This is a genomic window from Mycobacterium sp. Marseille-P9652, assembly GCF_902652685.1.
GTDB lineage: Bacteria > Actinomycetota > Actinomycetes > Mycobacteriales > Mycobacteriaceae > Mycobacterium.
Window position 1 is genome coordinate 20,991 of sequence record NZ_CACRUY010000001.1, and the last position, 26,958, is coordinate 47,948.

The 26,958-nt window shown below is 72.1% G+C and carries 10 protein-coding genes; 5 read left to right on the forward strand and 5 right to left on the reverse strand.

Annotated elements, in window-relative coordinates; genetic code table 11:
- Positions 1-8: 8 nt before the first annotated feature.
- From ppsA to GPY60_RS00105, 5 genes are read left to right on the forward strand one after another with little or no spacing between them, the layout of a single operon-like run.
- Entirely contained in the window at positions 9-2,405 is a 2,397-nt protein-coding gene (gene ppsA / locus GPY60_RS00085; RefSeq protein WP_156685534.1) for a phosphoenolpyruvate synthase, read from the forward strand.
- A gap of 57 nt (positions 2,406-2,462) precedes the next feature.
- On the forward strand, positions 2,463-6,446 hold the full coding sequence (gene otsB / locus GPY60_RS00090; protein WP_197283474.1) for a trehalose-phosphatase: 3,984 nt from the start codon (positions 2,463-2,465) through the stop codon (positions 6,444-6,446).
- A 31-nt stretch (positions 6,447-6,477) separates the two neighbouring features.
- Positions 6,478-8,130 (forward strand): acyl-CoA dehydrogenase family protein, encoded by a 1,653-nt coding sequence (locus tag GPY60_RS00095; RefSeq protein WP_156685535.1) that lies wholly within the window; start codon positions 6,478-6,480, stop codon positions 8,128-8,130.
- Between the two features lies 1 nt (position 8,131).
- Positions 8,132-16,003, forward strand: coding sequence for a type I polyketide synthase (locus tag GPY60_RS00100; RefSeq protein ID WP_156685536.1), 7,872 nt, complete (start codon positions 8,132-8,134; stop codon positions 16,001-16,003).
- A gap of 12 nt (positions 16,004-16,015) precedes the next feature.
- Complete coding sequence (locus GPY60_RS00105) at positions 16,016-21,550, forward strand: ATP-binding protein (protein ID WP_156685537.1); 5,535 nt, start codon at positions 16,016-16,018, stop codon at positions 21,548-21,550.
- On the opposite strand, the gene GPY60_RS00110 is transcribed toward GPY60_RS00105, so the two are convergent.
- The 5 genes from GPY60_RS00110 to GPY60_RS00130 form a co-directional block, all read right to left on the reverse strand.
- A complete protein-coding gene (locus tag GPY60_RS00110) occupies positions 21,539-22,321 on the reverse strand; it encodes a 4'-phosphopantetheinyl transferase family protein (RefSeq protein WP_156685538.1) in 783 nt (260 codons plus the stop codon). The genes GPY60_RS00105 and GPY60_RS00110 overlap by 12 nt on opposite strands.
- 64 nt (positions 22,322-22,385) lie before the next feature.
- Positions 22,386-23,270, reverse strand: a complete 885-nt coding sequence (locus tag GPY60_RS00115) for a 3-oxoacyl-ACP synthase (protein WP_156685539.1) — start codon at positions 23,268-23,270, stop codon at positions 22,386-22,388.
- Positions 23,254-24,357, reverse strand: coding sequence for a 3-oxoacyl-ACP synthase III family protein (locus GPY60_RS00120; RefSeq protein ID WP_156685540.1), 1,104 nt, complete (start codon positions 24,355-24,357; stop codon positions 23,254-23,256). Before GPY60_RS00120 ends, GPY60_RS00115 begins: the two co-directional genes overlap by 17 nt.
- 25 nt (positions 24,358-24,382) lie before the next feature.
- On the reverse strand, positions 24,383-25,372 hold the full coding sequence (locus tag GPY60_RS00125) for an Acg family FMN-binding oxidoreductase (protein WP_156685541.1): 990 nt from the start codon (positions 25,370-25,372) through the stop codon (positions 24,383-24,385).
- Between the two features lie 107 nt (positions 25,373-25,479).
- Positions 25,480-26,949, reverse strand: coding sequence for a bifunctional aminoglycoside phosphotransferase/ATP-binding protein (locus tag GPY60_RS00130; protein ID WP_156685542.1), 1,470 nt, complete (start codon positions 26,947-26,949; stop codon positions 25,480-25,482).
- Positions 26,950-26,958: the final 9 nt, after the last annotated feature.

Consider the following 26,958-nt stretch of genomic DNA (forward strand, 5'->3'; position numbering starts at 1 on the left):
AACACACCATGAGCGACTTGACCTACATCCGCTTCTTCGAAGAGATCGGCATCGCCGACGTGCCGCTGGTGGGCGGGAAGAACGCCTCGCTCGGCGAGATGTACCAGAAGCTGTCCGGCGAGGGCGTGCGCGTCCCGCACGGGTTCGCCACCACGGCGCAGGCCTACCGGCACATGCTGGACCGGACCGGGGCCTGGGACGCCCTGCACGCCGAGCTCGACGACCTCGACCCCGACGACGTCGCCGCGCTGGCGCGCAAAGGCAAACGCGCCCGCGAAATCGTCTACGGCGCAGGCCTTCCCGACGACCTGGCCACCGAGATCACGGCCGCCTACCGCAAGCTCCAGGACGAGTACGGCGAAGACGTCAGCCTCGCCGTGCGCAGCTCCGCGACGGCCGAGGACCTGCCGACCGCCAGTTTCGCCGGCCAGCAGGAAACCTTCCTCAACATCACCGGCGTCGAGAGCCTGCTCGACGCCTGCCGCCGCTGCTTCGCCAGCCTGTTCACCGACCGGGCCATCCACTACCGCATCGACCAGGGCTTCGACCACTTCAAGGTGTCGCTGTCGATCGGCGTGATGAAGATGGTGCGCTCCGACCTCGCCTCCTCGGGGGTGATGTTCACCATCGACACCGAATCCGGCTTCGGCGACGTCGTTTTCGTGACGGGCGCCTACGGGCTCGGCGAGAACGTCGTGCAGGGCGCCGTCGACCCCGACGAGTTCTACGTCCACAAGCCGACCTACCTGGCCGGCCACCGCGCCGTGCTGCGCCGCCTGGTCGGCGACAAGGCCATCAAGATGGTCTTCGTCGAGGGCGGGACGAAAGACACGACCCGCAACATCCCGACCCCCAAGGCGGACCGCGCCCGCTTCTGCGTCAACGACACCGACGTCCTCGAGCTGGCCGGCTACGCCTGCGCCATCGAGCGGCACTACGGCCGGCCGATGGACATCGAGTGGGCCAAGGACGGACTCGACGGAAAGCTCTACATCGTGCAGGCTCGTCCGGAGACCGTTGCCTCGCAGCGCAGTTCGACAAAGCTGCAGACCTACGTGCTGGAGGGCAGGGGCGAGGTGCTCACCGAGGGGCGGTCGGTCGGCGAGCGGATCGCCTCGGGCGTGGCCAACAAGATCGACCACCTCGAGCGCCTGTCGGACTTCCAGCCCGGCCAGGTCCTGGTGGCCGACACCACCACACCGGACTGGGAGCCGGTCATGAAGACCGCGGCCGCGATCGTCACCAACCGCGGCGGGCGCACCTGCCACGCGGCGATCATCGCCCGCGAACTGGGCATCCCCGCGGTCGTCGGCGCGGGTGATGCGACCACCAGCGTGCCGGACGGCACCCTCGTCACGGTCTCGTGCGTGGAGGGCGACACCGGCCGCGTTTACCGCGGCGAGGTGGGCTTCCACGTCGAGGAAACGGAGGTGTCCGACCTCGAGCGCCCCCGCACGGAGATCATGGTGAACCTCGGCAACCCGGACCTGGCGTTCAAGACGTCGTTCCTTCCGAACGACGGTGTGGGACTTGCCCGGATGGAGTTCATCATCAACGAATACATCCGGGTGCACCCGCTCGCCCTGCTGAACCCGGAGAAGGTGGCGGACCCCGAGGCCCGGCGGATCATCGAACGGCTCACCTACGCGTACTCGGACGGCGCCGAGTTCTTCGTCGAGCGCCTGTCGGAGGGAATCGGCACGATCGCCGCCGCCTTCTGGCCCAAGCCGGTGGTGGTCCGGATGTCCGACTTCAAGACCAACGAATACGCCAGCCTGGTGGGCGGCAGCGGTTTCGAGGCGGCCGAGAGCAACCCGATGATCGGGTTCCGCGGCGCCTCCCGCTACGCGCACCCGGCCTACGCCGAGGGCTTCGCGCTCGAGTGCCGGGCGATGAAGCGGGTGCGCGAAGAGATGGGGCTGACCAACGTCGTGCTCATGCTGCCGTTCGTGCGCCGGGTGGCCGAGGCGGACCTGGTCCTGGCGGAGATGGCCAAGCACGGCCTGCGCCGCGGCGAGAACGGCCTCAAGGTGTACGCGATGTGCGAGATCCCCAACAACGTCATCCTCATCGACGAGTTCGCCAAGCGTTTCGACGGGTTCTCCATCGGCTCCAACGACCTGACCCAGCTCACCCTGGGCGTCGACCGGGACAGCGAGATCGTGGCCTTCGACTACGACGAACGCGACCCCGGGGTCAAGGAGATGATCCGGCTGGCGGTCGAGGGCTGCCGCCGCAACGGGATTCACTCCGGGCTCTGCGGTCAGGCGCCCTCGGACTACCCCGACATGGCCGAGTTCCTCGTGCGCACCGGCATCGACTCGATCAGCCTGAACCCCGACGTGGTGGTGAAGACCACCCGCCAGATTCTCGAACTGGAAAAGGAGGCGGCGCAGCTGCAATGAGTCCCAGGCCAACGATGCCGGCGGGGGTCACGGGGAAACGGTCCAGGGAGTTGTGAATTGAACCCACCGGTTGTCATCGACCCGCGCTACTACGACGCGGTGATCTTCGACCTCTACGGGGTGCTCAGGGACGCCGCGTCCATCCAACGGCAGTCCTGGGCTTCGCTTTTCAACGACTACATGGTGCTCAGGCCGACTTTTCGGGGAGAGGACCACTCCCTGTTCACCGACGCCGACTACGACCGGCACCTGAATGGCAAACCCGGACCCGACGGCGTCGCCGCCTTTCTGACGTCGCGGGGCATCACCCTGCCCTTCGGCGCGGCATCGGACGCCGGCGACGACACGATATGCGGTCTGGCGAACCGCCAGCGGCGGCTGTACGCCGAGCTGCTGGACCGCGACGTCCCGCTGCTCGCGGCCATGGTCACGCTGACCCGCAAACTGGCCGAGGCCGGTGTCGCCGCGGCCGCCCACGCGCCTTTGGCCGAGGGCCATCATCTTTGGAGCGCCGACGGGATGGGTGACGGCCTGCTCGACGTCTTCATCGAGGCGGCCGGGCGCGACGCGCAAGGTGACGGGCCGGCCGGCGCCGACGCGGGACTGGTCGTCCTGCGGGACGCCCCGGACGTCCGGGCGGCGGCGAACGCCCTCGGCGTGCGGGCCCACCGCGCGGTGGTCGTGGGCGACAACCAGGCGGGGCTCGCCGCGGGGCGGGACGCGGGATTCGCCCTCGTCGTCGGCGTCGAGGGATCCGACGCACGGCCCGAGGCCGACGCCGACGTCGTGGTCAACGATCTGGCCGACATCGCGGTGCGCACCGGGGACAAGCGGATCTCCGAGATCCCGAACGCGCTGGAAGCGTACGGGCAGCTTGCCGGGATCGCCATCGGCCGCGAATCGGTGCTCTTCCTCAACTACGACGTCGTGCTGCCCCAGGCGGTCGCGGACCCGGGCGCGGACGCGCGCATCCAGAAGGCCGCCCAGGCGCTGGGGAACCTCGCCGCGTTGTCCCCCGTCGTCGTCATCAGCGGCCGCGACGTCGCCGACATCCGCGACCGGGTGGGGATACCCGAGGTCTGGTACGCGGGCAACCACGGGTTCGAACTGCTCGGACCGGACGGTACCCACCACGAACACGACGGCGCGGCGGCTGCGGTCCCCGTCCTGGCCGACGCCGCGGAGAAGCTGCGCGACATCCTGTCCGGCATTCCCGGAATGCAGTTGATACACAAGCGCTTCGCCGTCGCGGTCCACTATCCCGCGGCGGCCGCCGAGCACATCGACGACATCGTCGCGACGACCCACCGGATCGGCAAGAAGAACAAGCTGCAGATCTGTCCCGGTCACGGCCTGGTCGAGTTGCGGCCGAACGTCGCGTGGGACGAGGGCACCAGGCTGGCGTGGATCCGCTCCCACGTGGACAAGCCGCGGTCGCTGATCCCGATCTACATCGGCGGCGACCTCGTCGACGAGGACGCGTTCGACGCGGTGCAACTCGGCGGCGTCGGAATCGCCGTGCGCCACAACACCGACGGCGACCGACGGACGGCCGCGCGGTTCGTCCTCGACGGTCCCGACGAGGTGGGCGAGGTGCTCGAGATGGGCTCGCGGTGGCTGGCCTACACGCACCAGACGTCAACCGAGGCCTGGAAATTCGGCTTCGACGGATACGACCCGGCCACCGAGAAGCTGCGCGAGGCGCTGTGCACCGTGGGCAACGGTTACTTCGCCACCCGGGGAGCCGCGCCGGAATCCAAGGCGGGGCAGGTGCACTATCCGGGCACGTACGCGGCCGGGGTGTACAACCGCCTGTTCGACACCGTCTCGGGTGTCACCATCGACAACGAGAGCCTGGTCAACCTTCCCAACTGGCTGCCCCTCACCTTCCGCGTCGACTGCGGCGACTGGTTCGACATCGACGACGTCACCGTGCTGTCCTACCGGCAGACCCTGGAGACCAGGGGCGCGGTGCTCACCCGGGACGTGCGCTTCCGCGACGGCGCCGGGCGGACCACCACGCTGACACAACGGCGTTTCGTCGCCATGCACGCCCCCCACGTGGCCGGGCTGGCCACGACGATCCGGGCCGAGGACTGGTCGGGCACGCTCACGGTGCGCTCGACGCTGGACGGCAACGTGCGCAACTGTTTGGTCGAACGCTACCGCGACCTGTCCGACCGGCACCTGGATCTGCTCGCAAAGCGCGAGATCGCCGACGACTCGGTGCTTCTGGAGGTCCAGACGAACCAGTCGCGGATCCCGATCGCCCTGGCCGCACGAACCACTTTGTGGCGCAACGGTACCCACTTCCCCCCGGGCGCCGACGCCACGTACCGGCTGGTCGAGGACGGCGCGGAGATCGGTCACGACATCGACGTCACGCTGTCGGCGGGTGAGAAATTGGCCGTCGAGAAGATGGTCACCCTGTTCACGGGCCGCGACGTCGCGACCTCCCAGCCGGCCGACGCGGCCCAGCGCTGGCTGGCCGGGCTCGGCCCGTTCGACGAGGTCCTGGACCGGCACCTGACCACCTGGAGCCACCTGTGGGAGCGCTCGTCGATCGAATTCGACCAATTCACCGACGAACTGCGCGTGCTGCGGCTGCACATGCTGCACCTGCTGCAGACGGTGTCGCCCAATTGCGCCGACCTCGACGTCGGGGTGCCGGCGCGCGGCCTGCACGGCGAGGCCTACCGCGGCCACATCTTCTGGGACGAGCTGTTCATCTTCCCGGTGTTGAACCTGCGCTTCCCGATGATCACCCGGTCGCTGCTGCTCTACCGCCACCGGCGGCTGCCGGAGGCCTGCCGCGCCGCGCGGGAGGCCGGCTACGCCGGCGCCATGTTCCCGTGGCAGTCGGGCAGCGACGGCCGCGAGGAAAGCCAACGGCTGCACCTCAATCCGCGCAGCGGCCGGTGGAATCCCGACGCCAGCGCCCGCGCGCACCACATCGGGATCGCGGTCGCCTACAACGCGTGGAAGTTCTACCAGACCACCGGGGACTTGGCGTACCTGATCGACTACGGCGCCGAGCTGCTGGGCGAGATCGCCCGATTCTGGGTCAGCAGGGCGACTTTCGACCCTGAGCGGGGCCGCTACAGCATCCGCGGGGTCATTGGGCCCGACGAGTTCCACTCCGGATACCCCGAGGCGCCGTACGACGGCATCGACAACAACGCCTACACCAACGTGATGGCGGTCTGGGTCATCATGCGCGCCCTGGACGCGCTGGAGCTGCTGCCCCTGCCGAACCTGCTGGACCTGCGGGAGAAGCTGCGGCTGCGCGACGACGAGCTCGCCCACTGGAACGACGTCAGCCGGCGGATGTTCGTGCCGTTCCACGAGGGCGTGATCAGCCAGTTCGAGGGATACGGCGAACTGGCCGAATTGGATTGGGACCACTACCGGGAGACGTACGGCAACATCCAGCGTCTGGACCGCATCCTCGAGGCGGAGGGCGACGACATCAACCGCTACAGGGCATCCAAGCAGGCCGACGCGCTGATGCTGCTGTACCTGATGTCGTCGACCGAGCTGCGCGAGGTCCTCGACCGGCTCGGCTACCGGTTCACCTCCGAGCAGGTGCCGAGGATGGTCGACTACTACCTGGCCCGCACGTCGCACGGCTCCACGCTGTCGGGCGTGGTGCACAGCTGGGTGCTGGCCCGGGCCAACCGCGACCGTGCCACCGAGTTCTTCCGCGAGGTGCTGAACTCCGACGTCGCCGACATCCAGGGCGGCACCACCTCCGAGGGCATCCACCTGGCGGCGATGGCCGGCAGCGTCGACCTGATGCAGCGCTGCTTCACCGGGCTGGAGACCCGCGGCGGGCGCATCATCCTCGACCCGCACTGGCCGGAAACGCTTGGCGAACTGGCCATCCCGATCCACTACCGCGGCCTGCACCTGCACCTGCGGGTCAGCGGCAAGGGCGTGGTCATCAGCGTCGACCCCCGGGGAACCGGCGAGATCGACGTCGAGTGCCGGGGTCAGGTCAAGCGCCTGACCCCCGGGGGCACCGTCAGATTCGCCGGATAGGGCACGGACACACCACATCGGAGGAGAAGACATGACCGCGACCGTCGGCCTCGACCGCGAGACCCTCGACATGATGCTGGACTCGCTGCAGGAGTTCGTCGCCGCCGCCCTACCGGACGAGCGCCTGCTCGAACTCGACCACGAGGACGTCTGCCCCGAGGAGACCGTCCGCGCGATGTGCGGCGAGGACCTCGGCGTCCAACTCGTGTTCGTCCCCGAGGAATACGGCGGGCTCGGCGGCGGGGCGTTCGACTCCTACCGGGTGTGCGAGAAGCTGGCCCGGATCGACATCGGGCTTGCCACGGCGGTTTTCGCTACGTTCCTGGGTTCCGACCCGATCCTGATCGGCGCGACCGACGAGCAGCGCATCCAGTGGCTGGGCCGCATCGCCGAGGAGGGCATCCTGTTCGCCTACGGCGCCACCGAGCCCGACGCGGGCAGCGACCTGGGCGCCATGAAGACGACCGCCACCCCGGTGGAGACCGACGGGCAGGTGACGGGCTACCGGATCAACGGGCGCAAGCAGTGGATCAGCAACGGCTCGATCGCCGACGTCTACTCCGTGCTGGCGCTGGCGCCCGGCGGCCCGTCCTGGTTCGTCGTGGAGCGCAACACCGAGGGGTTCTCGGCGGCGGCGCCCGAGGACAAGCACGGCATCCGGCTGTCGAACACCGCGGCGCTGTTCCTCGACGACGTGGTGGTGCCGGCCGAGAACCTCGTCGGGCGCGAGGAGGGCCGCGGCCTGACCCAGGCCCAGCAGGTGTTCGGCTACACCCGGGTGATGGTCGGCGCGTTCGGCCTGGGCGGCGGGTGGAGCGCACTGGACCGCGCGATCACCTACTCGCTCAACCGCATTCAGGGTGGCGCGCCGCTGGCGAGCAAGCAGGGTTTCACCCACAAGCTGATCGTGCCGCACGCGGTGCGGCTGGAGGCCGCGCGCGCCTTCCTGGAGGAGACCGCCGCGCGCATCGACGCCGGCGAGGGCGCGGGCGGCGCGCTCAACACCGAGGGGGCGATCGCCAAGTACCTGGCGACCGAGGCCGGCAACGCGGCGGCCGAGGCGGCGATCCAGGCGCACGGCGGGTACGGCTACACCCGCGACTACATGGTGGAGAAGATCAAGCGCGACGTGCGCATCACCATGATCTACGAGGGCACCTCCGAGATCCTGGAGATGACGATCGCCCGCGACCGCTGGCAGCAGCACCTCAAGACGTCCGGGGCCTACTACCGCGACAGGGCGCGCGAACTCGGCGGCGTGGCAAACGAATTCGGCGGCCCCACCGCCGCGCTCGCCCTGGAGTGCCTGGCCGCGGTCCTCGAGGCCTGCCGCGTGGGCCACCTGACCCGCAACCAGCACGTCCTGCTTCGCCTCGGCGAACTGACCGCCTACGCCGAATGCGCCGGGGCGCTCGCCCGCCGCGCCGCGGCGGCGGCCGACGGGGCCCTGCCCGAGAAGGCCGACACCCGCTTCGCGCCCGCCGCGCTGGCCGCCGTTGCCCGCGTGTTCGCCCGGGAGGCTGCGCTCAAGGTCGCCGAGGAGGGCCTGCGGTGGGTGTCGGGGGCCGGCACGGACGCCGACCTGGGCGCCGCACTGCCGCTGGACCGGGTGCGCGCCGCGCAGGCCGGACTGCTCGCCGACATGAACCTGGTCGCGGACGCGCTGTACGGAAGGCAGGCGTGACATGAACCTCTCGGCACCGGAACCCATCGCGGTGGTCGGCGTCAGCGCGATCATGCCCGACGCGCCCGATGTGGAAACATTCTGGGGCAACATCAAATCTGGCCGCTACAGCATCAGCGACGTGCCTCCCGAGCGGTGGGACCCCGAGCTGTACTACGACCCCGACCCGCACGCGCCGGACAAGACGTACTCCCGCATCGGCGGCTGGGTCCGCGACTTCGCCTGGGAGCCGCTGGCGTGGAAGCTGCCGATCCCCCCGGCGGTGAGCGCGCAGATGGACGGCGGTCAGCAGTGGGCCGTCGCCGGCACCCGTTCCGCGCTGCTCGACGCCGGCTGGCCGGACTGGACGGTGGATCCCGAGCGCGTGGCGGTCATCATCGGCAACGCGATCGGCGGCGACAAGCAGCACCGCAGCAACCTGCGCATCCAATTCCCCTCCTTTGCCAGGGAATTGAGCGCCGCGCCGTCCTTCGCCGCGCTGCCCCCCGAGGTCCGCGACGCCGTCCTCGCCGAAACCCACGCGTCCTTCGTCGCCAGCCTGCCGGAGATCACCGAGGACACCATGCCGGGCGAACTGGCGAACGTCATCGCCGGGCGGGTGGCCAACCTGTTCAACTTCCGCGGACCCAACTTCAGCGCCGACGCCGCCTGCGCCTCGGCGCTGGCCGCCATGTCGTCCGCCGTGCGCGGGCTGCAGGCCGGCGACTTCGACGCCGTGGTCACGGGCGGCGTCGACCGCAACATGGACCCGCCCGGCTTCGTCAAGTTCTGCAAGATCGGCGCGCTGTCGGCCACCGGCACCCGCCCCTTCGACGCCGGCGCCGACGGCTTCGTGATGGGCGAGGGCGCAGCGCTTTTCGTGCTCAAGCGGTTGAGTGACGCCGAGCGCGACGGCGACCGGATCTACGCGGTGCTGCTCGGCATGGCCGGGTCCAGCGACGGGCGCGGCAAGGGCATCACCGCGCCCAATCCCGTCGGGCAGCGGCTGGCGGTCGAGCGGGCGTGGCAGGTCGCCGGCGTCGACCCCGCGCACGCGTCCTACGTCGAGGCGCACGGCACCTCCACGCGCGTCGGCGACGCCACCGAGCTGGGCAGCCTGACCGACGTCTTCGGGAAGGCCGGGGCCGCGAGCGGATCGATCGCGCTGGGGTCGGTGAAGTCGAACATCGGCCACCTCAAGGGGGCCGCCGGCGCGGCCGGCCTGCTCAAGACCGTGCTGAGCCTGCACGACAAGGTGCTCGCGCCGAGCCTGCACTTCGAGCACCCCAACGAGAACGTCGACTGGGACGAGATCCCGTTCCGCGTCAACACCCAGCTGCGGGAGTGGCCGGGGTCCGACGGCGGGCCGCGGTGCGCCGGCGTGAGCGCTTTCGGATTCGGCGGCACCAACTTTCACGCCGTCCTGGAGGAGTACGTGCCCGGGCGGCACCGGCCGCCGGACGCGGCGCGATCGTTCCCGGGCGCGGACGTCCGGCGCGACGCCCCGCTGGGCGCGGCCGCCCGCAAGGCGCCGCTGCGGGGCGCGGCAGTGGTGGGCGGCGCCGATGACGCCGACGTGGCCGCGCGGCTCGAGCGGTTGGCCGCCGACGCGGCCGCCGGGCGGGCACCCGAACCCGGGCCGCCCGACCCGGCGCTGGCCGCCGCCGCCCCGGTGCGGGTGGCCATCGACTACGCCGACACCGCAGAGCTGGCGGCCAAGGCCACCAAGGCCGCCCAGGCGCTGCGCGGCGCGAATCCCGCAGGCAGTCAAGCACTTTGGAAGGTGCTGCGCGCCCAGGGGGTGTTCGTGGGGCGCGGCGCGCCCGGCAAGGTCGCGTTCCTCTACACGGGCCAGGGCTCCCAGTACGTGAACATGCTCGCCGAGCTCCGCCGCCGGGAGCCGATCGTGGCGGCGACGTTCGACGAGGCCGACCGAGTGATGCGGCCGCTGCTGGGCAAGCCGCTGACCGAGTACATCTTCGCCGACACCGCCGACGAGTCGAACGCCCGGCGGCTCGAGCAGCAGCTGATGCAGACCGAGATCACCCAGCCGGCGGTGCTCACCACCGACCTGGCCCTGACGCGGATGCTCGACGCGTACGGCGTGCGTCCCGACATGGTGATGGGCCACAGCCTCGGCGAGTACGGGGCCCTGGTGGCCGCCGGCGCGCTGACGTTCGAGGCCGCCCTGGAGGCGGTGAGCGCGCGCGGCCGGGAGATGGCGAGCCTGTCGGTCGAGGACAACGGCGCGATGGCCGCCGTGTTCGCCCCGCTGGCCGAAATCGAGCGCGTCGTCGCCGAGACCGACGGCTACGTCGTCATCGCGAACGTCAACAGCACGAGCCAGGCGGTCATCGGCGGCGCCACCGACGCCGTCGACCGGGCCGTCGAGGCGTTCCGCGCCGCCGGGGTCAACGCGTCGCGCATCCCGGTGAGCCACGCGTTCCACACCGCGATCGTGGCGCCCGTCAGCGAGCCGCTCAAGGCGGTGCTGCGCCGGCTCGACGCGCACCCGCCCAGCCTGCCGATCGTGGCCAACGTGACGGGCGACTTCTATCCCGCCCACGCCGACGTCGACACCATGCTCGACCTGCTCGGCCGCCAGGTCGCGTCGCCGGTCCAGTTCATCGACGGGCTGCGCACCCTGTATGCGGCGGGCGCGCGGGTGTTCGTCGAGGTGGGCCCGAAGAAGGCGCTGCACGGGTTCGTCGAGGACGTGCTGGGCGACGCCGGGGACGTGCTGGCGCTGTTCACCAACCACCCGAAGACCGGCGACGTCGCCTCGTTCAACCAGGCGCTGTGCGGGCTCTATGCCGCGGGGCTGGGGTACGCCGCGCCGCCAGCCGCCGCCGCGCCGCAGCCGAAACCCGTTGAATCACCGAGGAATGCCATGACCGCTCAGATCACCGACCAGCAGTACGCCGAGCTGGGTCGCCGCGTCCTCGACGTTGTGGAACACGGCCTGCCCGGCGGCGCCCCGGGGCTTTCGGGGGCCGCGCGCCCGGTCGCCACCGGATCGGTGGTGATCACCGGCGCGGCGCTCGGGCTGCCCGGCGTCGAGCGGGTCTTCGACGACGACAACATCACCCGGATCCTCGACGGCCAGCAGTTCATCGACGCGATCCCCCACCACCTGCGGCGCGACATGGTCGACCGGCACATCACCCGGCTGGTGAAACGGGCGTCGGGCGATCCCACGTTCGAGGCGATCGACAACGAGGCCCAGGTCGTCAAGCTGGCGGGCCGCGCCGCGCCGCTGGACGTGGTCAGCGAATTCGGCGTAGACGAGGCCCGCGACGGCGCGCTGGACTCGACGACCCGGCTCGCGATCGGGGCGGGATTCGACGCGCTGCGCGACGCCGGCATCCCCTTGGTGCTGCACTACAAGACCACGACCCTGGGCACGCAGCTGCCGGACCGGTGGGCGCTGCCGGAGTCGATGCGCGACGACACCGGCGTCATCTTCGCCTCCGCGTTCCCCGGCATGGACAACTTCGCCCGCGACCTCGAGCGCTACTACGTCGACCGGGCCAACCGCGAGCAGCTGGCGGCGCTGGAGGCGGTGCGCGCCCGGGCCAACGGTGACGACGGCGTCGCCACCGAGCTCGACCGGCGCATCCACGAACTGCGCCACGAAATCGAAACGCACCCCTTCGAATTCGACCGGCGGTTCATCTTCCGCTGCCTGTCGATGGGCCACTCGCAGTTCGCCGAGATCATCGGCGCGCGCGGACCCAACACACAGGTGAACGCCGCCTGCGCCAGCACCACGCAGGCCGTGTCGGTGGCCGAGGACTGGATTCGCACCGGGCGCTGCCGGCGGGTGGTCGTGGTGTCCGCCGACGACGCCAGCTCCGACGCGCTGCTGCCCTGGCTGGCGTCCGGATTCCTCGCCTCCGGCGCGGCGGCCACCGACGACATCGTCGAGGAGGCGGCCACGCCGTTCGACCAGCGCCGCCACGGGATGATCCTGGGCATGGGCGCCGCGGCGTTCGTCGTGGAGTCCGCCGAGGCCGCGGCCGAACGCGGGCTGCAACCGATCTGCGAGGTGCTGAGCACGGTGACCGCCAACAGCGCCTTCCACGGCACCCGGCTCGACGTCGACCACATCGGCGCCGTCATGGAGAAGCTGATCACCCAGGCCGAGGCCCGCGGCGTTGACCGGCACGCCATCGCGGCGAGCACCGAGTTCGTCTCGCACGAGACGTACACGCCGGCCCGAGGCGGCAGCGCGGCCGCCGAAATCCACGCGCTGCGCAGGGTTTTCGGGCCGGACGCCGATGCGCTGGTGATCACCAACACCAAGGGCTTCACCGGCCATGCGATGGGCGCCGGCGTCGAGGACGTCGTCGCGATCAAGAGCCTGGAGACCGGCATCGTCCCGCCGGTGCCCAACTACAAGGAACCCGACCCCGAGCTGGGGCACCTGAACCTGTCGACCGGTGGAACCTACCCCGTCCAGTACGCGCTGCGGCTCGGCGCCGGGTTCGGCTCACAGATCGCGATGACGCTGCTGCGCTGGACGCCGGTGCCCGACGGCCGCCACCGCCTGCCCGATGAACTGGGGTACGAGTACCGGATCGTCGACCGCGACGCCTGGCGGCGCTGGCTCGCGTCGGCGGCCGGCAGCGCCGACGCCGCCCTGGAGGTGGTCCAGCACCGGCTGCGGGTGGTCGACACCGGGCCTTTGGCCATGGCCCCGAAACCCGCGCCGGCCCCGGCGGCTCAACCGGCGCCGGCACCCGTCGTTCAATCACCGCCTCGGTCAACCGAATCCGCGCCGGAGCCGGCAACCGAGGCAGACGACCTGACCGGCACCGTCGTCGGGATTGTCTCCGAGCTGACCGGCTACCCGACCGACCTGCTGGACGTCGACCTCGACCTGGAGGCCGACCTCGGCGTCGACACCGTCAAACAAGCCGAAATCTTCGCCGCCATCCGCGAGCACTACGGCGTCGCCCGCGACGACACCCTCAAGCTGCGGGACTTCCCGACGCTGACCCACGTCGTCGGCTGGATCCGCGAGAAGACCGGCGCACCGGCGTCGTCCCCGCTGGCGGCCCAAACACCGGCTCCCGCAGAAGAACCGGCGCCGGCGTCGGGCGACGACCTGACCGGCACCGTCGTCGGGATCGTCTCCGAGCTCACCGGCTACCCGACCGACCTGCTGGACGTCGACCTCGACCTGGAAGCCGACCTGGGCGTCGACACCGTCAAACAGGCCGAGATCTTCGCCGCCATCCGCGAGCACTACGGCGTCGCCCGCGACGACACCCTCAAACTGCGCGACTTCCCCACCCTCACCCACGTCGTCGGCTGGATCCGCGACAAGACCGCCGATTCCCCGGCGAGCGCCGAGGCGACCCCAAAAAAAGCGCCGGGTGACACGGCGGCGACCGTTGCCGCCGCGTCACCTTTGATCGCCGGGGACGTCGCCGCCACCGACCGGATCCCCCGCCGGGTGCCGGTGCCCACGCTGCGCCCCGGTCTCGACGCGTGCGTGCCGACCGGCGTGGAATTGGGGCCCGGCAGCCGGGTGGCCGTCATGCCCGACCACGGCGGCATCGGCCACGCGCTGGTCAGTCGCCTCACCCGCCTCGGCGTCGAGGTGTTGACGCTGAACCCGGCCGACGACGTCGCAGCGGTGCTCGGGGACAACGTGATTGACGGCGTGTACTGGCTCGCGGCGCTCGACGACGAGGGCCCGCTGGCGGACATGGATCTCACCGGCTGGCGCAAGGCGCTGCGCCATCGCGTCCGCGACCTCTATCTGGCCATGCGGCACGTGTGGGCGCAGAGCCCGTTCATGGTCGTGGCCACCCGCCTCGGCGGCTACCACGGCTACGACGAGGCCGGCGCGACGTGCCCGCTGGGCGGCGCGGTCACCGGGTTCGCCAAGGCCTACCGGCGCGAGCGGCCCGACGCCCTGGTCAAGGCGGTCGACTTCCCGGCCAGCCGCAAGACGTCGGCGCTGGCCGACATCCTCATCGACGAGACGCTGCGCGACCCCGGCTGCGTCGAGGTCGGCCACGCCGGCGGCCGGCGCTGGGGCATCGGCCTGGCCGACCGCCCGTTCCCCGAATCGCCGCCGGCCGAGCTGGTGACCGAAATATTGGGCGAGGAGCCGGTTTTCGTGGTCACCGGCGCCGCCGGCAGCATCGTGTCGGCGATCGTCGCCGACCTGGCCGCCGCGTTCGGCGGCACCTTCCACCTGCTCGACCTGACGCCCGGGCCCGACCCCGCCGACCCGGACCTGATCCGCTACGCCGACGACCGCAAGGGCCTGGAGTCCGAGCTCGCCGACCGGATGCGCGCGCGCGGCGAGCGGCCCACACCGGTCCTGATCAAGCGGGAGCTCGCGCGCCTCGAGCGCCTGGACGCCGCGCTTGCCGCGATGCGGGCCGTCGAGCGGGCCGGCGGCACCGCCCACTACCACAGCGTCGACCTGACCGACGCCGCCGCGGTGGACAAGGTGATGGCCCAGGTGCGCGACACCAGCGCGCGCATCGGCGTGCTCGTGCACGCCGCCGGCATCGAGATCAGCCACGCCCTGGCCGACAAGGAGCCCGGCGAGTTCGACCTGGTGCTGGGCGTGAAGGGCGACGGGCTGTTCAACGTGCTGCGCGCCGCGGACGGCGTACCGCTGGGCGCGGTCGTGGCGTTCAGCTCGGTGGCCGGGCGCTTCGGCAACGTCGGGCAGACCGACTACAGCGCCGCCAACGACCTGCAGTGCAAGGTGCTGAGCGGCCTGCGCCGCACCCGCCCCGAGGTCAAAACCCTGGCCATCGACTGGACCGCCTGGGGCAGCATCGGCATGGCCGCGCGCGGATCGATCCCGACGATCATGGCCGCCGCCGGCGTGGAGATGCTGCCCGCCGAGGCGGGCGTCGCGTGGATTCGCCGCGAGATGACCACCGGCATGCGCGACGCCGAGGTCGTGGTGGCGGGCGCGCTGGGCGCGATGGCCGCCGAGTTTCACGAGACCGGCGGCGTCGACCCGGCGGCCCTCGCGCCGGAGGGCCCCATGGTTGGGGAGGTCGTCCGCGCCGGCGTCCACGACGGGCTCGTCGTCCGAACCGTGCTCGACCCCACCGCCCGGCCGTTCCTCGACCACCACCGCATCGACGGCACGGCGGTGCTCCCCGGCGTGATGGGCATGGAGGCTTTCGCCGAGGCGGCCCGGCTGCTCGCCCCCGACCTGCACGTCGCCGCCATCGAGAACGCCGACTTCCGCGCGCCGCTGAAGTTCTACCGCGACGAGCCCCGGGCCGTGACGATCAGCGCGCTGCTGCGCCCCGACGGCCTCGACCTGCTCGCCGAGTGCCGGCTGTCGGCCGAGCGCGTGCTGCCGGGTTCCGACGAGCCGCAGCGCGTCGTGCACTTCACCGGTCGCGTCCGGCTGACGGCCGATCCGCCCGCGCTCGACGGCCGCGAGCCACCGGCCGAGGACCGGACGCCCGCGCTCACGCCGGACGAGGTGTACCGGCTGTACTTCCACGGCCCGGCCTACCGCGTGGTCGGCTCGGCCTGGCGGCAGGGCGACGGCGCGGCCGCGGAGTTCGCCGACGGCCTCCCGGCGCAGGCCGCCGAGCCCGTCCTGGCCGCGCCGCGGCTGGTCGAGCTGTGCTTCCAGACCGTCGGGCTGCTCGAGGCCGGCGCCGACGGCCACCTGGCGCTGCCGCTGCACGTCGGCGCGGTGCGGCTGAACGGGGCACCGCGGGAGGCGGCCGGGCTGACCGCGACCGTGCGCCGCGACGGCCGGGGCGGCTTCGACTGCGCCGTGCGCGACGGCGACGGCGCCCTGGTGCTGCGCGTCGACGGCTACCGCACGGTGGCGCTGCCCGACCCGCCGCCCGACGACGTCATCGCCCCCATGCGCGCGGTGCTCGGTTAGGAGGACCGACTGATGACCACCGACATCCGGCGCCTGGCGATCGTCAACCGCGGCGAGCCCGCGGTGCGGGCGCTCACGGCCGTCGCCGAGCTGAACCAGGCCGGCGGGCAACCGCCCATCCGGACGATCGCCCTGTACACCGACCCGGACGCCGACGCGTGGTTCGTGCGCGAGGCCGACGAGGCCGTGCCGCTGGGCTCGGCGACCTACGTCGACGAGTCCGACGGCGCGCGCCGGTCGCGCTACCTGGACGAGGCCGCGGTGGTGGCGGCCCTGCGCCGCGCCCGCGCCGACGCCGTCTGGGTGGGCTGGGGATTCGTGGCCGAGCACGCGTCGTTCGCGCAGGCCTGTGAGGACGCCGGCATCATCTTCGTCGGCCCGGACAGCGCCACGATCCGGCTGCTCGGTGACAAGGTGGCTGCCAAGCGCGTCGCCGAGGGGGCCGACGTGCCGGTGGTGCCGTGGAGCGGCGGGCCGGTCGAGGACATCGAAGAGGCCGCCCGGGCCGCCGAACGGCTCGGCTATCCGGTGGTGGTCAAGGCCGCCTCGGGCGGCGGCGGCCGCGGCATCCGCATGGTCGCCGACTCCTCGGAACTGGCCGCCGCGCTGCCGTCGGCGCGCGCCGAGGCGCAGCTGGCGTTCGGCGACCCGACCGTCTTCCTCGAGGCGCTCGTGCCGGCGGCCCGCCACGTCGAGGTGCAGGTGATCGCCGACGGGCAGGGCGCGGTGTGGGCGGTCGGCATCCGCGACTGCACCCTGCAACGACGCCACCAGAAGGTGCTCGAGGAGTCCGCGTCGACGGTGCTCGACGGCCCCAAGGAGCAGGCGATCCGCGACGCGGCCGTCCGGGTGGCCGCCGCCGCGGGCTACCGCAGCGCCGGCACCGTCGAGTTCCTGGTCGACCCCGACACCGGCGGCTTTCAGTTCATGGAGGTCAACACCCGGCTGCAGGTCGAGCACCCGATCACCGAGGCGACGACCGGCCTGGACCTGGTCAAGCTCCAGCTGCACGTGGCCCGCGGCGGACGCCTGGACGGCACCCCGCCCACGGTGACCGGCCACGCGGTCGAGGCGCGGCTGTGCGCCGAGGACCCCGAGAACGGGTTCGCACCCGCGCCCGGCCGGCTGGCACGGCTGCGGCTGCCCGCCGGCGCCGGCATCCGCGTCGACGCGGGGGTGCGCGAGGGCGACCGCATCCCGCCCGACTTCGACTCGATGATCGCCAAGATCGTCGCCTGGGGCTCCGACCGCGGCGAGGCCCTGGCCCGGCTGCGGCGCGCCCTGCGCGAGACCACGGTCGTCGTCGAGGGCGGCACCACCAACCGGTGCTTCCTGCTGGGTCTGCTGGGCCGGCCGGAGGTCACCGCCAGCCGCTTCGACAACCACTGGCTGGACCGGCTGACAAGCGAGGCGGGGCACCTGCCCGAGCCCGATCCCGTCGCGCTGCTGGCGGCGGCCGTGGAGTCCTACGACGTCGACGAGGCCGCCGAGCGGGAGGCGTTCTTCGCGCGCGCCGCCCGGGGCGGGGCGGAGTCGACCGCGGGCGTCGGGCACCGCTGCCGGCTGCGCTACCGCGGGCAGCAGTACGACCTCGACGTCTACCGCACGGGCGCGGCGACCTACCGCGTCACCTCGGGCGGCGGCGTCGCCGACGTCGCCGTCACCCAGCGCGACGCCTACCGCCGGCGGATGGTGGCCGGCGGCCGCATGCACCGCGTGGTCACCGTCGCCGACGGCGCCACGCTGCGCGTCGACGTCGACGGCGCGGCGCACGCCGTGTCCCGCGACGACGGCGGCGTGGTGCGCTGCGGCGGTCCGGCGTTCGTGCTCGCGATCCTCGTCGAACCGGGCGACCGGGTGGCCGAGGGCGACCCGTTGGCGGTCGTCGAGAGCATGAAGATGGAGACCACCATCACCGCGCCGTTCGCCGGCAACGTCGCCTCGGTGGAGACCGCCGCGAACGTCCAGGTGGAGGCGGGCGCCCCGATGGTCCGCATCACCACGTCGCAGGGCGACGACGGCTCGGCCGCGGGCGCGGTTGACTTCGCGGGGCTCGCCGCGGCCGCCGAGCACGGCGACACCCCGCCGTGCGCCCCCGTGTACGGGGCGCTGCGCGGCTACCTGCTCGGCTACGACCTCGACCCCGGCTCGCTGGGCGCGATGTTGAGCCGGCAACGCAAGCTCGGCGAGAGCACCCCACCCGCCGACGCTCACCTGCTGCGGTGCGAGGACGAGCTGCTGGACCTGTTCGCCGACGTCGGCTCCCTCTACCGGCCGCGCGGCGACGCCGACTCCGAGGAACTGACCGGCAGCACCCAGGAGTACATGCTGTCCTACCTGCAGTGGCTCGACCCCGACCGGGCGGGCCTGCCCGACTCATACGCGCAGCGGCTCGAGCAGGCGTTGCAGCGCTACGGCGTGCACGGGCTGGCGCGCACCCCCGAGCTCGAGGAAGCCGTCGTCTGGATGTTCCGCTCGTTCCGCCGGGTCGCCGACCTGGTGCCCGCGGTGACCGCCATCCTCGAGCGGCGGCTGCGCCACCACGCCGAGCTCGCGCAGGCGGCCGACGCGGCGATGCGGGACCGCCTCGACCGGCTGGCCGCCATCGGAGGCCGGCAGCGAACGGTAGCCGAGCTGGCCCGCGACGTGCGGTTCCACTACTTCGACGAGCCCCTGCTGCAGGCGACCGTGTCCGACGAACTCGCCGGCGCCCGAACGGATCTCGGTGCGCTGCGCGACGATCCGGACCGCCCCGACCGGGCCGCCCGCGTCGAGAGGCTCGTCGCCTGCCCGCAGCCGCTGCGGGCGGAGTTGCTGCGCGGGTGGCGCGACAGCCACGACCCCCGGGTCCGGCGGGCGCTGCTGGAGGTCTACACCCGGCGGTTCTACCGGATCAGGGACCTGCGCGCCGTGACGGTCGAATCGCACGACGGCAGGCTGCTCGGCGTCGCCGACTACGACCACGAGGGCCGGCCCGTCCATCTGGTGACGGGGTACGCACCGCTGGCCGAATTGCCGGAGCTCTCGGCGGCGATCGCCGGGCACCTCGCCAAGACCGACGCCGCCAGCGACGTGGTGGCGGACCTGGCCCTGTGGCGCCACGGCGAGGGGTCGGACGACGCGGCGGTGCTCGTCGAGGCCGAAAAGCTGTTGGCCGACTGCGAATTCGGGCGCGCGCTGCACCGGCTGGACCTGACGGTGACCACCGTCGAGGGGTCCGCGCCGGAGCGCTTCCGCACCCACCACTTCACCTTCCGCCAGGACGACGGCCGGTTCGCCGAGGACCCGCTCTACCGCAACCTGCACCCGATGCTCGCCAAGCGGCTCGACCTGTGGCGGCTGGGCAACTTCACGCTGCGCCGCCTGCGCTCGGCGGAGGACGTGTACGTGTTCCACGGGGTGGCGCGCGACAACCCGGCGGACCACCGGCTGTTCGCGCTGGCCGAGGTGCGGGACCTGACCCCGATCGAGGCCGCCGACGGCACGGTGCGCTACCCCCGGCTGGAATTGATGGGTTCGCTTGCCCTGTCGGCGATGTGGGAGGCGCTGGGCACCTTCGACAAGCGGGACCGGCCGGCGGCCAACCGGATCGTCCTCTACGTCCGGCCGCCGTGGACCGTGCCGCGCGACGCCTGGACCGGACTGGCCCGCTCGTCGGCGCCGCTGGCGCTGGGCGCCGCGCTGGAGAAGCTGGTGCTGCGCGTGACGTTCCCGGACGGACGCGAACGCGTCCTGGACGTGGAGGGCCTCGGCGAGGACGTGACGGTGCGGGAACGCCCACTCGGGCCGGAGCCGATCCGGCCGCTGACGCCCTACCACCAGAAGTTGTTGCGTGCCAACCGGATCGGCGCGCCCTACCCGTACGAGATCGTGCGGATGCTGACCCCGCCGGCCGAGGCGGTGGCCCGCTTCCCGACCGGTGAGTTCGTCGAGCACGATCTCGACGAGCGGGGCGACCTGGTCCCCGTGTCGCGGCCGTACGGTGCCAACACCGCCAACGTGGTGGTCGGCCTGCTGCGCAACAACACCGAGAAGGTGCCCGAGGGGATGACCCGGGTGGCGCTGTTCGGCGACCCGACCCGCGGGCTCGGCAACATCGCGGAGCCCGAGTGCCGGCGGATCATCGGGGCGCTGGACCTCGCCGAGCGGATGGGGGTGCCGGTCGAGTGGTTCACGCTGTCGTCCGGCGCCAAGATCGCCATGGACAGCGGCACCGAGAACATGGACTGGATCGGTGCGGTGTTGCGCCGCCTGATCGAATTCACCCAGCGCGGAGGCGAAGTCAACGTCGTCGTCACGGGCGTGAACGTCGGCGCGCAGCCGTACTGGAACGCCGAGGCCACCATGCTGATGCACACGCGCGGGATCCTCGTGATGACCCCCGCCAGCGCGATGGTGCTGACCGGCAAGCAGGCGCTCGACTACTCCGGTGGCGTGTCGGCCGAGGACAACTTCGGCATCGGCGGCTTCGACCGGATCATGGGACCCAACGGCCAGGGCCAGTACTGGGCTCCCACGCTGGCCGACGCGTGTGACATCCTGTTGCGCCACTACGAGCACACCTACGTGGTGCCGGGCGAGCGGTGGCCCCGCCGCCGGGCCACGACCGACCCGGCGGACCGCGACGTCCGCCCGGCGCCCCACATCGCGTCGGGCGGCAGCGACATGGCGACGATCGGCGACATCTTCTCGGCCGAACACAACGCAGAACGCAAGAAGCCGTTCGACATGCGCTCGGTGATGCGGGCCGTGACGGACACCGATTCGGCGCCGCTGGAGCGCTGGCGCCAATGGCGGGGCGCCGAGACCGCGATCGTGTGGGACGCCCACATCGGCGGCGTCCCGGTGTGCCTGCTCGGGATCGAATCGCACACGGTCCCGCGGCGGGGGTTCGTGCCCGCCGGCGGTCCCACCTCGTGGTCGTCGGGCACGCTGTTCCCCCAGGCGTCGCGTAAGCTCGCGCGCGCCATTAACGGCGCCAGCGGCAATCGCCCGCTCGTGGTGCTGGCGAACCTGTCGGGATTCGACGGCTCCCCGGAATCCATGCGGCGCTGGCAACTCGAGTACGGCGCCGAGATCGGCCGCGCCGTAACCAACTTCCGCGGCCCCATCGTCTTCGTGGTGGTGTCCCGCTACCATGGCGGCGCGTTCGTCGTCTTCTCCAAGAAACTGAACGAACGCATCGAGATCGCCGCCCTGGAAGGCTCTTTCGCGTCGGTGATCGGCGGCGCGCCCGCCGCCGCGACGGTGTTCGCCCGGGAGGTGGACCACCGCACCGCCGAGGATCCCGAGGTGCGAGAGGCGGCCGAGCGGGTGCGGCGGGCCGAGGGCGCCAACGCATCGGAGGTCGGCGCCGCGCGGGCGCGGCTGGCCGAGGTCAGCGCGGCCGTCCGGTCGGCGAAACTCAGCGAGGTCGCCGACGAGTTCGACGCCATCCACACCGTCCAGCGGGCGCGGGCGGTGGGTTCGGTGGACCGGATCATCGGCGCCGAGGCGTTGCGGCCCTACGTCATCGACGCGCTCGAGCGCGGAATGTCAAGACAGTAGCGGCCTTTCGAGCCAGGTGTGCCGGGGCAACGCGCGCGCCAGCACGCCGGGAGCGCCGAGGGCCGCCGGCGCCGGGGTGGGCACCCGCGTGACGACGGTCAGCACGAAGCGGCCCTCCCGGCGCCACCAGCCGGGCAACACGGTGCCCTCGGTGTCGCCTTCGACGGCCCGCACGGTCAGCGCGCCCCAGCCGTCGTCGCGCGGCGCGCCGGGGGTGACGTCGAGCGTGTGGGTGTCGCGGTCGAGCCCGGTGCCGAGCGCCTTGAGCGCGCTCTCCTTCGCCGACCACAGGAGGTTGGCCATCGCGTCGCGCTCGTCACCGGGCGCGCACGAGTCGACCAGGCCCCGTTCGGTCGCGGTGAGGAAGTCGCTGACGAAGCCCGGCGAACGGGGCTCGACCAGCTCGAGGTCGCAGCCGACGGGGTCGGCGCCCGCGACCACGCACACCGCCCACCCGGCGCGGTCGCTGATCGACAGTTCCAGGGCGACGCTCACGTAGGGGGCGCCACTCTCGGCGTTGCGCACCTCGATGCCGGCCAACGTCTCGGCGTCGGTCGGCCGGCCGGTGGCCAGGGCGACGGCGTGCTTGGCGACGAGCCGGCGCAGCAGGAACTCGTTGCGCCGCTTGGTGTATCGCAGCCGCGCCGCGATCGCCGCCTCGCCGGGGGCCAGCCAGCGTTCGTCCGGGGGCATCGCGTCGGCGCCCAGCGCGAGCCAGCGGAGCGTCCCCGCGGTCACCTCGGGGCGGTTTCCGCGCGCCGAGATTGCCATGAGGGTTGCGGATCCGGCGTCATCCAGAACCCGGAGCGCGATCTCGCAGAGGACTCACGCGCCATCACCGGGGCGGCTGGCGGTACAGGGCCGCGCCGGCGACCACGTCGGCGCCGGCCGCGACGAACACCACCCGCGCTCCCGTCGGGAGTTCCTCAACCTGCCGGCGGAACGCGGCGGCCAGGGCGGCGGTGTGCATCCGCTCATCGTCGCCGACGCTGATGTTCTCGAGCGGCACCCCGAGCCGGGCGGCCAGCGCGGCGCGGTACCCGGGCCGGGCCGGGGCGGCGACGATCACGTCGACGTCCGGCAGCGCCACCGCGTGCGAGGCCAGGCAATCCGACACGGCCCGCGCGGCCGCGGCGGCGAACCGCTCGTCGCGGTCTTCCGACGAGCTGAACCGCAGCACGTTGCGCGCGTCGGCGTATCCGACTGAGGCGCCGAAGGTCTCGTTGCCGTCGGCGCTGAGCTCGTTCACCCACGAGACGCGGCTGAGGCCGTAGTCGTCGTCGGACCATCCGCACAACATCGCCGCGCCGGAGGCCGAGAACGGGAAGTCCTCGCTCATCCCGTGGCCCGGGTCGGCGTCGCTGGCGACGACGAGCGCGCGCCGGATGGCGTGGCTGCGCATGAAGCCGTCGACGATCTGCAGCGCCGTCAGCATCCCGCAGGTGCCGTTGGCGACGTCGAAGGAGAACGTGCCGTGGCCGCCGGCGTGCGGGTCCTCGGGGTTGGCCCCGATGTCGTCCTGGATCAGCGCGGCGAGCGCCGGCTCGCCGAGGTTGCGGTCGCGGTAGATCCCCGCGTTGACCACCAGGTCCAATTCGTCCGGGTCGCACCCCGCCCCGTGCAGGCAGTGCTTGGCGGTGCGCACCGCCAGGTGCAGGGCGCTGTGCCGGCCACGGAGCCCGGCATGGCCGACCTCGACCCGATCAATGACTGTGCCCATAGCGGTTCACCATGTCCTCGTCCAGGGTTAGCAAAACCACGCCGATCTCCAGACCGGACGCCAGGGCGATCAGCGCGATCGTTTCCCCGGGCCGGATGTGCCCCGCCTCGAGTTCCTCGACGAGGGCCACGGTATGGGTCGTCGACGCCGTGTTGCCGTACCGGTCGACGGTGATGACGGCGTCGTGGCGCGGGCTGTCGCCGAACGCCTCGGTGATCCGGGCCATGCCCTTGCGGATGGCGCGGGCCGAGGTCTGGTGGGTGATGACGTGGTCGATGTCGTGCAACGAAATGCCCACGGTGTCAAGCACTTCGCTCAACAGGATAGGGGTGTTGGCCATGGCGGCCTTGTGGATGCCGCGGGCATCGGTGAACATCCGCGCGCCCGGGTCGTGCCCCTGCGGGTAGGCCAGGCACAGGCGGCTGTAGTCGGCGACCGTGGTGAAGCCGGCCAGCCTGATTCCCGCCGAACCGGCCGGGGCCCGCTCGAGGACCAGCGCCGCGCCCGCGTCGCCGAGGGTGAGGCAGGCCAGCTCCTTGCTCATGATGTTGCGGATGTGCCGTGCCGCGTTGTCGGACAGCTGCGAGATGTATTCGCCGCTCACCACGAGCCCGCGCTCGACGGCGCCCTGCCGGATCCAGTTGTTCAAAATGTTGACGCCCGTGAGCATTCCGGCGCACGCGTTGGAGACGTCGAACGTCATGGCATTGTCCGCGCCGATCCCGCGCGCAATGGCACTGCTCATCGTCGGCTCGAGCCACTGGGTGAGCCCGCCGCGGAACTTCGTGATGCTGCAGCTGATCACCACGTCGAGCGACGCCGGGTCCTGGCTCGCGACGGCGAGCGCGTCGAGCGCCGCCGAGGTGGCCAGGGTATAGGAGTCCTCGTCGCCCACCGAGATCCGGCGTTCGCGGATCCCGGTCAGCTTTTCCAGGTCGATGTGCGTGTGGTGGCGGGTGGACGCCATCACCTCGTCGGTGGTGCGCTGCGTGCCGGGCAGGTGCCGGCCCGCCCCCGCCACCCGCGCGACGAACGGGGCCCGGGCCCCCTCGGCGTCGCTCTCCATGACCAACCAGTGCCGAGTCATCGCACGACACCTCCCTTCTCGGGGATCACCTGAGCACTTCCAGAACCTCGTTCACCGGGCGCCGCGCGGTGAAGTCGACGTGCTCGTCGCCGGCCGGTGACCTGCCGACCCGGATGAGCAGCTGCGGCCGGCCGGAGCCGCCGGTGACCTGCCGGATGATGTCGCGACTCGGCGACAGCTCCGTCATGTGCGTCAGCGTGCAGGTGGCCATGCCGGCGACCGTGCACTCGAGCAGCACCGCCGACAACGCCTCGCCACAACGCAACACCTCCGCCGGGGCGTCGTCGTGGCGCGTGGAGAGCACCACGATCTTCGAGCGGTCGGCCTCGATCGCGGCGCGCCGACGGCCGCCGCCCGCCGGCGGGAACGCGCGGGCGATGTCGACGCGCGCCGCCTCGGAGCTCGACAACAGGGCGCTTTCGGGCACGTGATCCCCGTTCGCCTCGAACGGGGATGTCCACCAGCGCAACTCAGTCAGGTAGGAGGTGTCGTTGCGGCGCAGCTGCTCGGTCAGCCGGGACGCCTCGGCCAGGGCCGGGCGGTCCTCGTCCGCCACCACGTCCAGCGACACGTCGTACGGGATCACCGCGCGGCACAGGTCCGAGTGAAGCGTGGGCCATGCGGCCGACGGGCCCATGGGCAGCCGGTCGGTGCGGCGGCGACGGATCGCGTCGGCCTTCCGGCGGCACGCGGCAGTGACGGCCTCCACCGGCAGGAAACCCAGCGTCGCCAGGTGATCGGGCCTGCCCTCGCTGGGGAACCGTTCGGTGACGCTGTCCCAGCCTGCGGCGGCCATGGCGACCCGCAGATGGTCGAGGACGGCGCCGCAGCTCAACAGCAACTCGCGGCCGGTGTGGTCGGTCCCCGGCATCGAGTGGCGCGGATCGGCCCAGAGGTGGAGCCTGGTGCCGTCGGAGATCCAGCGCCACGGTTGGCTGTTGTGCAGCGAAGGTGCGCGGCACGCGAGCGTCACCGCGTCCCGGATGACCTCGTCCGTCGGCGCTTTCGCGTCCATCTACACCATCCCGTCGCTTCGGTGGAAGCAAATTTAAGCCGCGGGCGCCGGGCGCTGACAGGGCCGTTGGTCCCCGGCGACCGGGACGTTCGATCCCACTGCCGGTCCTACTCGGCGCCCAGCCACACCCCGTGGGCCTCGTGCGCGACCACCTCCGGGTCTCGGGAGGTGTCGATGCGGTGCGCGGTGTCCCAGCCGGCGGGCCGCGCGGCCATGGCCGCCGCGATCTCCGGGGTGACCTCGGAATTGCCCGTGGGCCTGGTCCTGATCCGGTCGGCCGCGGTGTCGTCCGCGGCCGCGCACACCATCTCGATCATCCGCGAATGCGTCTCGGCGGCCACGCTATGCGCCGCCTCGCGGGCCCGCGGGTCGCGCCACGTGCCGTCGAGGATCACCGACCACCCCTCCCCCAACAGTTCCCGTGCCCGGGCCAGGACGGTCTCGTAGACCGTCGCGACGTTGCCGGGGCTGTACAGCCCGGCGTCCAGCACACCGGATTCCCCGCCGATGGCCCCGGAGCCGCGCAGTTCGCGGCGCACGTCGTCGGTCGAAATAATATGGGCGCCAACCCGTTCGGCGAGGCCGCGCGCGGCCGTCGACTTGCCGGTGCCCGGGTTGCCGCCGACCAGGGCCAGGCGGACGGCGGCGTCTTCGAGGTGGCCGGTGGCGATGGCGAGGTGGCGGGCCGCGTCACCGGCGGCCTCGGGGTTGCCCTGCGTCACCCGCACGCAGTCCACCTTCGCGCGGACGCCGGCGCGGTAGGCGATGTAGAAGTCGCGCAGCCCGGGCGGGCCCATCTGCTCTGTGTGCCCCGCATGCTCGGCGTAGCGTTCCAGGAAGTGGTCGCCAAGGTCCTTGCGACCCAGGAACTCCAGGTCCATCGCGAGGAAGGCGGCGTCGTCGACGCAGTCGACGTAGCGCAGCCGGTCGTCGAACTCCAGGCAGTCGAGCAAGGCCGGCTTGCCGCCGACCCAGAAGATGTCGTCGGCGAGCAGGTCGCCGTGCCCGTCGACGATCCGGCCCTCGCGGATGCGCCGCGCGAACAGCGGCCCACGCCCGGCGATGAACTCCGTCACCAGTCGCCCGAGCCGGGCGACGTCGGCGCCCGAGACTCCCGGAATACCCTGCTGTGCATAGGCTTCCAGCTCCGACAGGTTGTCCCGCCAGCGGCGCGCGACCGCGGAAGCCTCACCCTGGGCGGCGATGTCGTCGCCGCGCTCGGCCGCCTCGTGGAAATGGGCCAGCGTGGCGGCCACCGCGTCCAGCGCGCGGCGCACCGTCTCGGTGGATTCGCGAGCCGCCATGGACGCCAGCCGATCGGAGTCGTGGTAGCGCCGCATCACCACGACCGCGGCGCCGGCGCCGCCGGCGGGGTCGGTGAGATGGGCGACCCCGAGATAGCTGTCGGGCGACAGGCGGCTGTTGAGCTCGACCTCCCGGCGGCAGGCCCGCTCCCGCTGCTGCGGCGCGCGGAAGTCCAGGAAGTCGGTCAGCACCGGTTTCTTGGCCTTGTACGCCCGGTCACCCGCCAAAATCACGACGCCCGTGTGGGTTTCGTGAACGGCGACATAAGGCACGGCGGCGGC